The sequence below is a fragment of the Cohnella yongneupensis genome, assembly GCF_042655785.1.
Lineage (GTDB): Bacteria > Bacillota > Bacilli > Paenibacillales > Paenibacillaceae > Cohnella > Cohnella yongneupensis.
Window position 1 is genome coordinate 77784 of record NZ_JBHSNC010000038.1, and the last position, 12488, is coordinate 90271.

13 protein-coding genes are annotated in these 12488 nt (G+C 51.3%); 11 read left to right on the forward strand and 2 right to left on the reverse strand.

Annotated features, from left to right (window positions below; genetic code table 11):
• Window positions 1-31: 31 nt before the first annotated feature.
• Window positions 32-610, reverse strand: a complete 579-nt coding sequence (locus ACFPQ4_RS12495) for an undecaprenyl-diphosphatase (protein WP_378112187.1) — start codon at window positions 608-610, stop codon at window positions 32-34.
• Window positions 611-661: 51 nt separating this feature from the next.
• A complete protein-coding gene (locus ACFPQ4_RS12500) occupies window positions 662-1534 on the reverse strand; it encodes an alkaline phosphatase family protein (protein ID WP_378112188.1) in 873 nt (290 codons plus the stop codon).
• Window positions 1535-1731: 197 nt separating this feature from the next.
• Here ACFPQ4_RS12500 and ACFPQ4_RS12505 point away from each other — a divergent pair, with 197 nt between their 5' ends.
• The 11 genes from ACFPQ4_RS12505 to ACFPQ4_RS12555 all read left to right on the forward strand — a co-directional run bounded on the left by ACFPQ4_RS12505 (window position 1732) and on the right by ACFPQ4_RS12555 (window position 12469).
• Window positions 1732-2187: a divergent PAP2 family protein gene (locus tag ACFPQ4_RS12505; protein WP_378112190.1), complete on the forward strand. Its 456-nt coding sequence runs from the start codon at window positions 1732-1734 to the stop codon at window positions 2185-2187.
• 22 nt (window positions 2188-2209) lie between these two features.
• Window positions 2210-3379 carry an MGDG synthase family glycosyltransferase gene (locus ACFPQ4_RS12510; RefSeq protein ID WP_378112191.1) on the forward strand — a complete coding sequence of 390 codons (1170 nt, stop codon included), beginning with the start codon at window positions 2210-2212 and terminating at the stop codon, window positions 3377-3379.
• The gene (locus ACFPQ4_RS12515; RefSeq protein WP_378112192.1) at window positions 3372-4562 is read left to right on the forward strand and encodes an MFS transporter; all 1191 of its coding nucleotides are present in this window, start codon (window positions 3372-3374) and stop codon (window positions 4560-4562) included. The genes ACFPQ4_RS12510 and ACFPQ4_RS12515 overlap by 8 nt, the downstream gene beginning before the upstream one ends.
• An 18-nt stretch (window positions 4563-4580) precedes the next feature.
• The gene (locus ACFPQ4_RS12520) at window positions 4581-6050 is read left to right on the forward strand and encodes a sensor histidine kinase (RefSeq protein WP_378112193.1); all 1470 of its coding nucleotides are present in this window, start codon (window positions 4581-4583) and stop codon (window positions 6048-6050) included.
• Complete coding sequence (locus tag ACFPQ4_RS12525) at window positions 6047-6754, forward strand: response regulator transcription factor (protein WP_378112194.1); 708 nt, start codon at window positions 6047-6049, stop codon at window positions 6752-6754. Before ACFPQ4_RS12520 ends, ACFPQ4_RS12525 begins: the two co-directional genes overlap by 4 nt.
• A gap of 173 nt (window positions 6755-6927) precedes the next feature.
• Complete coding sequence (locus ACFPQ4_RS12530) at window positions 6928-8418, forward strand: FTR1 family iron permease (protein WP_378112195.1); 1491 nt, start codon at window positions 6928-6930, stop codon at window positions 8416-8418.
• A 20-nt stretch (window positions 8419-8438) separates the two neighbouring features.
• Window positions 8439-8810 carry a hypothetical protein gene (locus tag ACFPQ4_RS12535; protein ID WP_378112196.1) on the forward strand — a complete coding sequence of 124 codons (372 nt, stop codon included), beginning with the start codon at window positions 8439-8441 and terminating at the stop codon, window positions 8808-8810.
• A 169-nt stretch (window positions 8811-8979) separates the two neighbouring features.
• Entirely contained in the window at window positions 8980-9708 is a 729-nt protein-coding gene (locus tag ACFPQ4_RS12540; RefSeq protein ID WP_378112248.1) for a YheC/YheD family protein, read from the forward strand.
• 130 nt (window positions 9709-9838) lie between these two features.
• Window positions 9839-10294 (forward strand): PepSY domain-containing protein, encoded by a 456-nt coding sequence (locus tag ACFPQ4_RS12545; RefSeq protein ID WP_378112197.1) that lies wholly within the window; start codon window positions 9839-9841, stop codon window positions 10292-10294.
• Window positions 10295-10412: 118 nt separating this feature from the next.
• The gene (locus ACFPQ4_RS12550; RefSeq protein ID WP_378112249.1) at window positions 10413-11111 is read left to right on the forward strand and encodes a response regulator transcription factor; all 699 of its coding nucleotides are present in this window, start codon (window positions 10413-10415) and stop codon (window positions 11109-11111) included.
• Complete coding sequence (locus ACFPQ4_RS12555; RefSeq protein WP_378112198.1) at window positions 11108-12469, forward strand: HAMP domain-containing sensor histidine kinase; 1362 nt, start codon at window positions 11108-11110, stop codon at window positions 12467-12469. Before ACFPQ4_RS12550 ends, ACFPQ4_RS12555 begins: the two co-directional genes overlap by 4 nt.
• The last annotated feature ends 19 nt before the right edge of the window (window positions 12470-12488 follow it).

Genomic DNA, 12488 nt, shown 5'->3' on the forward strand with positions numbered 1-12488 from the left:
ACCTTTCTTTGAGGAAAGGTCGTTTTGCGGTTTATTGGGCACGCGGCAAGAACGTGAGCTTATCCGCGATTTTCCGATAGATTCGAATGGGGATCATCGGAAGGAAATTAAGGATGCCGCTTAGTTTATGAACAAGGAAGCCGACGACGAACGAGAGCACGATCGCACCAGCGATATCCGCCGGATAATGGACGCCGACGTACACTCTCGCGATGCCCGTCAACACGGACAAAGCCAGTAGCGCGACGCCGAGCCTCCGATTCGTGAACCAAATAGCAAAAGCCAGCGAGAAAGCAAACGTCGCATGATCGCTCGGAAAGGAAGCGTCCGGCGCGTGCGCGATCAATTGGGTGACTTGGTGAGCCACGAACGGCCTTGGATGATCGACGGCGGGCGAAATGATCAAGCTGCCGATCAAGAGCGAGACGGCGGCGGTCAAGCAGGCGAAGAACGCCGATTTTTGAAAGCTTTCTTTGCCGGTGAGCCAGAGGCAGGCTATGACCGCGATCATGATCAGGACAATGTCCTGGGCGCAAAATTCCATGAAATCGTCGATCCAATCGTAATGACCGGCCATCCGATTCAGCAGTTGAAACAAGTTGTCGTTCAAATAGTATCAGTCACTTTCTCTTTTCTTTATACGTTATCATCCGTTTCTTAATTATTTATTAACAGGATTCCAAATTTGAAGGAACCGAGCTTCTTTGGCATGTCCGAGCGCCGGAAGGCCGTAAAGGTCTTCGATCGTGCGCAACACGTCGTAATGGTCGGACTGCTGTTTGTACTCGCCTTTTTTGACCATCGGTCCGACGAACGTCGTCGGAATTTTGTTTTTCTGGCTTCGGTCGTCCTCGTCCCAAGTGAGAATGAGCAGGCTATTATGCTTCTTGGCCCATTCCACGTAACCGGACAGATGCAGCTTGAGCCAGTCGTCCGCTTCTTTGATGGTGCCGTCGTGAATGTCGTGGTCCATGTTCGGAATGACGAACGAGACGGTCGGCAATTTACTGTAATCGCTCGGGAAGCTGGACAACGGCATATTCAACTTAGCCGGCACGTTCGTAAAATTCACCCATGGATTGTGTTTTCTCGCGTAGTTCGTTTTCAAGTCATACGGTCCCGTAAAGCCGACTTTGGGCAAGCCTTCGGAATATCCTCCGAACGTATAGTGCTTCTTAATGAGCTGAGCCGCCAAATTATCGGTTTTGAACGCGTGGCTCGGCTTATCGTCTTTGACGCCTTGATTCGAACCCGAGAACAAGCCCAAGTAATTGGGTTGGCTAGGATGCTCGATCGCGAAATGGTTCACGAGGTTGGCGCCGTCGTGCATGAGTCGGTTCATATAGGGCGCGTTCTTGTTGCCGAAAATTTCTTTGAGCGAGTGGTTCTCCTCGACGACGATAACGATGTGGTCTACCTTTGGCATAGTCGGCTTTGGGTTAACGGTTGCCGCGGCAGCGGAACCGTTCCAAGAGACAAGCGCAAGAGAAGAGAGACATGCAAGTTGTGTAAGGCAGCGTACCGGTCGGCGCATCGGATCGTATCCTTTCGATTTCCATAGAGTCATAGATCGATCTAAGTATAGGGGGGATACTGGAAGGCTGCAATGCATTCGGAGTAGTTCATAATCATTTAAGAATTGCTTCACTTTCTATTTACGATTGGGGCGTATCGTTACTTCATGCAGACGTTACGTATTCAATCCCGATTATGCGACAAAAGGAGTTCTCCATGACAGCCATCTTACCTAACTTCGCTCTAATCGCAGCTTTCACGTCGATCGTACTGGCCCAAGCCGTCAAAGTTCCTTTGCATTGGATCGTCAGCAAAAGCTGGAACGCCGAACGGGGCTTCAGCACCGGCGGCATGCCAAGCTCCCACTCGGCAGGCGTCGCTTCGCTCGCCGCGGCAATCGGCATGATGGACGGAGTAACATCGTCGGTCTTCGCGATCGCCGTCGTCGTCGGCGTCATTACGATGTACGACGCGGCGGGGATCCGCCGGCACGCGGGCATTCACGCAACGTTCATTAATCGGATTTTAAGATCCCATCCTGCCGAATTACAGCAAGGCAAAGAAGTTAACGTCCTTAAAGAAATGTTAGGCCATCGCCCGATAGAAGTCGTTGCCGGCGCCGTATTCGGCGTTCTGGTCAGCTTGCTGCTTCATTATGTCGTCTATCCGTAAGGCCATGGAAGGAGAGCGAATTATGATCCGAGATCCAAGCATTCTCATTGTTTATTCCACTTTCGGAGACGGTCACTTGCAAGTGGCCAACGCATTGAAACAACGTTTCGCCTCATTAGGCTATCATCGGGTTCATATGGTGGACCTGTTCGCGGAATCCCATCCGTTCTTGAACGCGATATCCCGCTTCGCTTACTTGAAGAGCACCGTCTATTATCCGAGGATGTACGGATTAAGCTATCATTGGATGAATAAGTCAAAGCCGGACGCGGCGATGTACGGCTGGCTTCATGGACTCGGCAAGCGTAAAATGCTCGAGCTCGCCGATCGGTTAAAGCCGGATGCCGTCATTCATACGTTCCCGTTTCTGGCCGTGTCCCAGTTGAATCAAGAGGCCAAGCTCAACGTTCCGACTTTTACCGTGCTTACCGATTACGTTCCGCATAACCGCTGGATGCATCCGGGAACCGATCGATACTTCGTAGCGACCGACGAAGTGAAAGCCATGATGATGCAAGAAGGAGTAAACGGAAGTCGGATTTCGGTGAGCGGCATTCCGATCAGGGAATCGTTCCGCAAACCTTTAAATAAATGCGAGATCGAACAAAAATACGGGCTGGAATCCGGCAAAAATTACGTGCTGCTGGTTGCCGGCGCTTATGGCGTATTGTCCAACCTTCGTCAATTGCTTCATACGGTGCTGAAGCAGTCCAATGCGGACGTATTGCTCGTGTGCGGCAAAAACCGCAAGCTGCAAGACCGGCTGATCCACGATTATCGCCAGGAAGGCCGAGTACGCGTGTTCGGCTACGTCAACGACATGGAGGAGCTTATGTCGGCGTCTTCGTGCCTGATCACGAAAGCCGGAGGCATTACGCTTACGGAAGCATCGGCGCTGGCGCTCCCCGTTATCGTGTATCGTCCGCTGCCTGGGCAGGAGGAAGGGAATGCGACATCGTTAGCCAAAAGCGGCGCTCTGCTTATCGCCCGTACGACGGACGAGTTGGCCGATCATCTGCACCGGCTGGAAGAAGACGCATATAGAACCCGGATGGGCAACGCGATTCGTCGACTGTGCGGGCTAGACGCGGGAGCTTCTGTCGTCACGGAAGTTTTGCAATTCGTAGAGCAGTTCAAGAACGTTCGGCAGCGTGCGTCATCTGCGGAAGAAAGACAGGTCGTTCATGGCTAACTTAAAGCAACTGCTAACTGGCAGGCGGATGTCGTTCCCAAGGAACGCGGTGTTGCTGTTTTTAATGGAATGGGTACGCGGAGCCTTCCTCATTTCGTTGCTTCCTACTTTCGCCGTAGATCGTTGGGGCATTTCGTTAACCGTAATCGGCACGGCCGTATCGGTCCATTATTTGACGGATAACCTGGTCAAAGGGATCGCCGGGTTGCTGCTGGACCGGTTCTCGGCCAAAATCGTACTTCACGTCGGGTTCGTGATCGCGCTGGCGGGGATCGTCCTTCTCGTCGCGTATCATTCTCCATGGATATTGTTAATTGCGTCCGGCTTGCTTGGCCTCGGCTTCTCCCCGGTATGGATAGTTTGCTTAAGCCAAATCAGCGAAGAGAAACGAGCGGAACAGATGGGTATGTTGTACGTGTTCTGGCTTGCGGGTCTCGGGCTAGGACCGCTCGTCGTCAACTTCATGCTCGATTACGGCTATCACGCGTCCAGCTTGCTATTCGCCGTCATGTTCGTCGGCGGTTGGCTGCTCGTCGGCAAAGGCCGCGAACCGGTAAGAACGGTAGCGTTGAACAACGTCCCGATCCGCAAGCAGCTCGAACAATTGTGGGACAGGCTTAAGCAATCGAAAGCGCTGCTGCCGGGAATGGTGCTGCAGACGATGGCGGCCGGCATGCTCGTTCCTTTCTTGACAACGTTTGCCGTCGATCGGCTAGGCTTATCCCATTCGCAGTTTTCCCTTGTTATTCTTACAGGCGGGTCATTCGCCGTCGCTTCCCTCGTCCCGATGGGCAAATGGTACGATCGCACGAACAGCAAGTGGTTTCTTGCGAGCGGCTTCGGAATATTCTCGTTAGCGCTGTTTGGGTTATTGTTCGCGCGTTCTTTCCTTTCCGTCGAAGTCGCCGCGATCATGATGGGCGTATCCTATGCGGGCTTACTGCCGGCTTGGAACGCGCTAATGGCGCAACATATTCCTAAGGAATCGCAGGGGACGGGATGGGGGATCTTCTCGACGGTAGAGGGGATGGGCATAGTGGTCGGTCCCTTGATCGGAAGCTGGCTGACCGGGATCGGCAGCATCGCGCTTCCTTTTGCGGCTAGTGCCGCCTTGTTCGGGGCGATCGGACTCTATTATTGTTTTTTTCGCATGGATCCATTATGTTTGATCGAAGAACGGTGAATGGGAGCGGTTTGTAAGATGTCGATTCGGATGAAGTTGCTCATTTCCTACGCGGCGATGCTGGTTATGCCGCTCGTGCTTATGCTCGTGACCGTGCTTTCTTTGCTGTTCGTTTTCCGGGGCGACTTGCAAAATTTGAGCAACCTTTACGAGACGCAGGTCGAAGGATTCGAGCACGCCGATTACCATTATTTGCTTAAAAATACGATCTCGCAAAATCCGGAGTTGCTTACCGATAACGCCTATTTGAACGACGTAAGCGAAGAATTGAAAGCTAGAAACAGCTACATTATCGTACGCTTAGACGACCAATTGAAGTACGTTCCGGATCAAGTGAAGGACAATCCGGCGTTACTCTCGGGCTTAATGCCATTCGAACGCAGCGGATACCGTCACGATCTGTCGACCCGCTCGTTCGGGAACGAGTTCTATTCGGTGTTCCAGTTCGACTTCCTGACCTCTGCGCAACAGCACGGCAGCTTGTTCTTGCTCAAAAAAGTCGATCCGCTCGTCTATTACGCGCGCAAATACGTGCCTAGCATGCTCGTCGTTCTGCTTGTCATCTTAATTATTACGCATACTCTCCTAACTTATCTGATGTCGAAGAGCATCATTCGTCCGCTGCGCAGGCTGCGCGCTGCCGCTAAGCAGATCAAAGAGGGGGATTTGGATTTTCAAGTGGAAATAGGCAGAAAAGACGAAATCGGTCAATTGGGCGTAGCCTTCGAGGAAATGCGTTACCAGCTTCAGCACTCTCTACGGCTGCAAACGCAATACGAAGCGAATCGCAAAGAGCTCGTCTCGAACATTTCGCACGATCTTAAGACGCCTATTACTGCGATCAAAGGGTACGTCGACGGTATCATGGAAGGGGTAGCGGATTCCCCGGAGAAAACCGAGAAATATATGCGCACGATCGCGGCCAAAGCCGAGGAGATGGATCGTCTGATCGACGAGTTGTTTCTTTACTCGAAGCTCGATTTGAAGCGCGTTCCGTTCGCGTTCGAGCACGTTCCGATTTTGGCGTTGCTGCAGGATTGGACGGAGGAGCTGCAATTCGAGTTGGAGAAACAAGGCGTTAAGTTGTTGACGGAGCTTAGGATTGGCACGGGGGGCATCGTTAACGTCGATCGCGACAAGCTGAAGCGAGTGCTCACGAACGTCATACAGAACAGCCTGAAATATATGCTTAACGAAGATAAGGTCATTCAAGTCCGGGCGAAGGACTCCGGAGATCAGCTGCGGCTGGAAATCCAAGACAATGGGCCCGGAATCGATGCGGAAGCGTTGCCTTTCGTGTTCGACCGGTTTTATCGCGCGGAGCAATCCCGGAACGCGGATACCGGCGGCAGCGGTCTCGGTCTGGCGATCGCGAAGCAGATCATGGAAGGCCACGGCGGCGATATTCGCGCGGAAAGCAAAGAAGGACAAGGCACGACGATCGTAGTCATCTTGCCGATTCAGAGAGAAGGAGCGCACAGCCAATGAAGACGATACTGATCGTGGAAGACGAGCCGAGCATTGCCGAGCTGCAGAGAGATTATTTGGAAATCAACGGCTATCGCGCGGATATCGCCGAGAACGGGGAGATCGGAGTGGAGAAGGCGCTGGCAGGCAATTACGACCTCGTCCTGCTCGATCTGATGCTTCCGAAGTTAAACGGGTTCGAAGTTTGCCGGCAAATCCGCGAGAAGCGCAACATCCCGATTCTGATGGTCACCGCCAAACGGGAAGATATCGATATGATTCGAGGACTTGGACTCGGAGCGGACGACTATATTATGAAGCCGTTCAAACCGGCCGAGCTCGTCGCGCGGGTCAAAGCCCATCTGACGCGCTACGAGCGCCTCATAGGTACCAAGCCAGTTACTAACGAGGTGCATATTCACGGCTTGCGGATCGACTCCGAATCGCGCCGGGTTTATTTGAACAACGAGGAAATCGCTCTTACGATGAAGGAGTTCGATCTGCTTCATTTTCTGGCGATCCACCCGAACCGCGTGTTCAGCAAAGACCAATTGTTCGAGCGCATATGGGGCATAGACGCGATGGGCGACACTCAGACGGTCACCGTCCATGTCCGTAAACTAAGGGAAAAGATCGAGGAGGATTCGGGCGACCCGCAATATATCGAAACCGTATGGGGAGCGGGCTATCGGTTCCGAAGCAAATCCGAGTTTATTAAAGGTTAAGTATCAAAATGGTCTCAACGATAGCTAATAACTAGACCCTGACGGCTTCGGAGACGAAGCCGTTTTTTATTATTGACAAGAATAACCGTACCCCCTATAATTCATTTGAACTGAACATGATAATCATTCTCAAATCATTAGAATGATTCCAATCTAGAGGTGTCTCCTTGATCATGATAAAAAAAAGTATAGCGCTCACGCTCGCCTTGTTTCTAGTCATTAGCGTGTCTGCCGCCTTTGCAGCAGGGCAAACCGCCGAAGAGAATGTGACCCAGGCGAACGCACTGGTGGAGCAAGCTGTCTCGCGCCTAGACGGACAGGATGTCGCCGGGGCGAAGGGCAAATACGATGAATTCAAAACCCTATGGTTTGATATCGAAGAAGGAGTCAAAGACAAGTCCCGTTCGACGTACAAGGATATCGAAACCACCATGGGTCAAATCGAATTCGCTTTCTTGCAAGATCCCGTCCAGACGGCTAATGCCGTCAACGCACTGAAACAGCTGTCCGAAGTCAATGCTCGGTTTATCGCAGGCGACTACGCCTTAGACGAACCGGCAACGAAGAACACGAAAGCTAGCGTCGCCTCCTTGATCGTACTGCTCCAAGAAGCAATGCAAGCGCTGAACGCGGAGGATAACGTCAAAGCCAAAGACAAGGTCGAGCAATTCCGCGATTCTTGGCTCGATATCGAAGGCATCGTCTTGTCCCAATCCGCGTCCGCTTATGGAGATGCCGAGAGGGATATGGTTCTAACGTATGCTTACGTAACGAACGATCCGCCGAAGACGGAGAAAGCCAAGCAGACGATCGATACGATGATCGGCTACTTGGAGCCTCTCGCCGCCAAAACCGGCTACAACATGCTCGATGCGGTTACGATTCTGCTCCGCGAAGGCCTTGAAGCGCTTCTCGTCGTCGTGGCGCTGCTAGCGTACTTGAAGAAATCGGGACACGAGGATAAACGCAAATGGATATGGTCGGGCGTCGGTACCGGAATCGGCATCAGCCTCATTCTCGGAGTCATCGTCCAAGTGTTATTCTCCTCCGGCGCGTTCGGATCGAACAACTTCATGATTGCGGGCTTCACCGGGGTTTTCGCAGCGGTCATGCTGCTCTATATGACGTATTGGCTCCATAGCAACGCCAATATTTCGCATTGGAATCATTACATCAAGTCCAAGAGCTCAAGCGCCTTAGCGACCGGAAGCTTGTGGTCGCTTGCGATTCTGGCGTTCTTGGCTGTGTTCCGCGAAGGCACCGAAACGGTGTTGTTCCTGATCGGGATGGCCTCGTCGATCTCGTTGTTCGACTTGCTGGCCGGCATCGGCATCGCGGTACTCATCCTGGTTGCAGTCGCTTACGTCATGTTAAAGTACGGCGTTAAAATTCCTATTCGACCGTTCTTCCTCGTGTCGAGCGTACTCGTGTTCTACCTATGCTTCAAGTTCGCGGGCATGGGCGTGCACGGCCTGCAGCTTGCCGGCTTGCTTCCGGCCACGCAAGCGGAAGGCATACAGTCGATCGACTTTCTAGCGGTATATCCGACTTGGGAAGGACTAGCGCCGCAGTTGTTCCTTCTGGTCGCGGCCGTCGGCATCGTCATCTGGAATCGTATTAAGGATCTCAGATTGCAACAGAAATTAAAGATAGATAACGTATAAAATAAAAAAGGGGATTTATCATGTCGAATTTAAAAATGAAGCTTGGAATCGCAATGATGCTTATCGCAGTACTCGTATTATCGGCTTGCGGTAAAAATAACGGCAACACCATAGCCGACGGCGTAACCAGCATGAAGGCGGTGCTGACAGAAGTTCAAAAGGCCGTTGACGAGGGCGACGCAGCTAAAGCGAAGACTGAAGCTGCCAACCTGGAGGACGCTTGGGCGAAGTTCGAGGACGACGTCAAAGACAAGTCCAAGGATCTATATGAGAAAGTGGAAACTCCGCTGCACGCCATCGAAGCAGGTGCCGGCGTAGATCCATTGGACAAGGAAGTGCTTACGAAGTCCGTTACCGAATTGAATCAAGTGCTTGACGAACTCAACAAGTAATTCCATAGCTTCCGCATGACCGACGATTGCCCTACTAGCTGCCCATCCGGCAGCTGATAGGGCAATTTTCTTATGCTAATTACTCCTGAATTTGTCTCTCATAGACGACTATGCACATAATCTATTCGCAGATAGTTAAATTTAGGGAGGGACTGAATTGCCTCGGACCGTGAGCAGCAAATGGAAAAAAACAGAGGCTCTATTACGAAATCCATCTATCCGAAACCTTATCCCCAAAACCGTCCGTTTCAATAAAGCGCAATTAAAGAAGATGTTGGACAACTATCGCATGGTATACGCGAAACCGGATACCGGCTCCTATGGGAACGGCGTCATGCGCATCCATCAAAAAAACGGACGGTTCGGTTACCAACACGGAGAACGCATGAAGTCGTTCGCTAGTCTAGATGCCCTATACGAAGCCCTGCGACAAGAAACAAAACATAGAAGTTACCTTATTCAAAAAGGCATCCATCTCTTGAAATACAAAGGCAGTCGATTCGACCTGCGGGTCATGGTGCAACTGAATCCGAACAAAGCTTGGGAAACGACCGGCATGATCGGAAGAGTGGCGGCGCGCCGGAAAATCGTCACCAACTTTCATAACGGCGGAACGCCGATGCCGGTATCGCGGTTATTAAGCGTCCATTTGAGCAAAAGTAAAGCAGCCCGTAAAGTCAAAGCGCTTGAAAAGCTTGGCGTTAGAACGGGAATAACGTTGCGCAGCAAATTCCCTGGCCTTCGCGTGATAGGTCTAGACGTCGGCTTAGACCATTCGCTGACGCCGTGGATTCTCGAAGTGAATACGAGCCCGGACCCTTATATTTTCCGCAGACTTCCCGATAAATCGGTATTTCGCAAGATTATGCGGTATGCGAGAGCCCACCGAAGCAAATAATCGATTGTCATCCAGACCCCTGCTTCAGGAGTCTATTGTTTTCTCATCGTTTTCTAATCTTGTTCACCCAATATTCTCAGGAACTTGGACTACAATAACTTCTGTACTCAAAACAAGAGGAGGAATTACGTTGAACAAAAAATTAATGGTAGGCGCGCTGGCGGTCGCTCTAATCGGCGGAGGAATTACGGGAGCGGCTCTGTTGCCTTCTACTAACGCGGCTAGCGACACGACGGACGCGAATACGCCTGCGACAATCCAACAAGACCAACCGGCTGTAGATAACGACCAAGAAGTGAACGATGACGGCGACAAAGAAGTAAACGACGATAACGACCAAGAAACGAACGACGACGGCGACAACGACCAAGAAGTGAACGACGATGGTCAGCCATCGGCTATCATCACGAAAGAACAAAGCACCGCGGTTGCCTTGAAGGAAACGCCGGGAGAAGTATTGAGCGTCGAACTCGAGACAGAAAACGGCGTTGCCGCTTATACGGTAACGATCAAAGACAAGAAGGGGCAACAACAAGAAGTTACCGTGGATGCGAATTCCGGTAAAATCATACCGGAAAACGATTAAGTTATACTGCATTGAGGGTCTAAGCTCCTGCTTAGACCTTTTTGCCGCATAACGGCCGAATACCGTCTACCCGGCGCCTATTTTACGAATAATACAAAATGGACAAGGAGGGCTCCCGCTGACTAACAAAGTATTGATCGTAGAGGACGAAGACAGAATCGCCCGTCTGCTCCAATTGGAACTGACTCACGAGGGCTATACGGTTTCGGTAGCCGATAACGGCAAGGACGGGCTGGATCAAGCGCTTTCGGAACCTTGGGGACTTATTATCTTGGACATCATGCTTCCCGAATTAAACGGAATCGAAGTGTTGCGAAGGATCAGGAAAGTCGATCCCTTTACGCCGATTATCGTGTTGACCGCGCGCAACACGACGCCGGATATTATATCCGGACTCGATCAAGGCGCGAACGACTACATAACCAAACCTTTTGAAATCGAAGAGCTGTTGGCCAGGATGAGAGTCGCGCAGCGCTCGCGAACGCTGGAGGCGGCACCTAAAGAGCAATCGGGATTGCTGCAAGTCGCCGATCTCTCCGTGAATAAAGGTTCAAGGGAAATCGTCCGCGGCGGCAAGAGGATCGAACTCACGCCTAAGGAGTACGATCTGTTGCTGTTTCTGCTGGAAAACAAAAACCTTGTCATGAATAGGGAGCAGATCCTTAACCATGTCTGGGGATACGATTTCCTCGGGGACACGAACGTCGTCGACGTCTATATTCGGTACCTACGCAAAAAAATCGACTATGATCACGAGGTTACGCTCATCCATACGATACGCGGCGTCGGCTACTGCATAAGGGAGGAGGAAAGTTGAAGCTAAGAGCGAAATTCACGTTGCTCAATTCGGCGCTCGTTATCCTCATCCTGCTGTGCGTAGATCTTGTCGTCTATTTATTGTTCATCCAGCTGGCAACCCGCAACGAAATCGATCAGCTCCGCAACAAGTCCGAGCAAATCATCGAAAAGATCGGTCCTCGAGCACTTATGGACTCCAGTCATAGCAACCAGGTCATCAGCTATCTTCCGGAGGATTCGACCATTCGAATTTTGACTCCGGATTTCAAGCCCGTCCAAACTTTCCAGGAAGAGCAAGATTTCGACGTTACCCGAATTCGACTTTCGGCCGGGCGCGATTCCCAATTGCTTCATATCGACGATCAGAAAATATTAGTCGTTCGGGTACCTATCCAAGCGGATAACGAAGTGATCGGCCTATTCGAAATCGCCGAATCAATGGAATCTTTGGAAGCGAACATGAACTTGCTCGTCATGATCTTGCTTTTCTCGACGGCGGGAGCCGTGCTTCTTATTCTTATCGGCGCGTCATTCTTGTCCAAAACATTATTGAAACCGATCTCGGACAGCATAGCGACGATGCGCGAAATCGAGAGCAGCCTCGCGTTCAAAAAAATCCCTTCGAGCGGCCGATCGAACGACGAGCTTTATCAGATGACCGAAACCTTTAATCGGATGATGGTTCGATTGGAGGAAAACTTCCTGCTGCAGCAACAATTCGTCTCTGATGCCTCGCACGAGTTGAACACGACTCTTACGATCGTTGAAGGGTATGCCAATATGCTTCGTCGATGGGGAACAACCGATCAAAGCATACAGAAGGAATCGATTGAAGCGATCTACGAAGAATCCAAGCATATGCGGAAAATGACGCGTCAGCTGCTTGACTTGGCGTCGTCGCAAAAACACGGAAGTCTGTTGCTGGAGCCGTTCGATCTTGTGGCGATTTGCAGACAAACGTGTTCGCTCGCCAAACAGTTGCACGCGCAGCGCATAGATATACACGCTAATCCTAACGAAATCAAATTGGTCGCCGACATTACGAAGATTAAGCAGCTCATGCTGATCCTTATAGATAACGCGTTGAAATACAGCGACCGTGCCATTGAAGTCCATTTATCCTCGGATAGCACGCATGCGTTATTACGGGTCAAGGATTACGGAGTCGGCATCGCGCCAGATCAGATCGAACAAGTATTCGAACGTTTTTACCGCGTTGATAGTTCGAGAAATCGCAAAACCGGAGGGAGCGGCCTCGGCCTGCCGATCGCTCGTTCGATCGTCAACGAACACCGCGGCAGCATTCATCTCGAGAGTAAAGAGGATGTTGGAACCGAGGTCTTCGTTAAACTGCCACTAGGCTTATTGCCGAAATAAAAGAAAATAAACGGGGGAC

What these genes read in the sequence shown, in the direction of transcription:
- ACFPQ4_RS12525 (WP_378112194.1), top strand. Translation starts at nt 6,047, where the DNA reads ATGAAGACGATACTGATCGTGGAAGACGAGCCGAGCATTGCCGAGCTG.
- ACFPQ4_RS12505 (WP_378112190.1), top strand. Translation starts at nt 1,732, where the DNA reads ATGACAGCCATCTTACCTAACTTCGCTCTAATCGCAGCTTTCACGTCG.
- ACFPQ4_RS12535 (WP_378112196.1), top strand. Translation starts at nt 8,439, where the DNA reads ATGTCGAATTTAAAAATGAAGCTTGGAATCGCAATGATGCTTATCGCA.
- ACFPQ4_RS12520 (WP_378112193.1), top strand. Translation starts at nt 4,581, where the DNA reads ATGTCGATTCGGATGAAGTTGCTCATTTCCTACGCGGCGATGCTGGTT.
- ACFPQ4_RS12530 (WP_378112195.1), top strand. Translation starts at nt 6,928, where the DNA reads ATGATAAAAAAAAGTATAGCGCTCACGCTCGCCTTGTTTCTAGTCATT.
- ACFPQ4_RS12500 (WP_378112188.1), bottom strand. Translation starts at nt 1,534, where the DNA reads ATGCGCCGACCGGTACGCTGCCTTACACAACTTGCATGTCTCTCTTCT.
- ACFPQ4_RS12515 (WP_378112192.1), top strand. Translation starts at nt 3,372, where the DNA reads ATGGCTAACTTAAAGCAACTGCTAACTGGCAGGCGGATGTCGTTCCCA.
- ACFPQ4_RS12510 (WP_378112191.1), top strand. Translation starts at nt 2,210, where the DNA reads ATGATCCGAGATCCAAGCATTCTCATTGTTTATTCCACTTTCGGAGAC.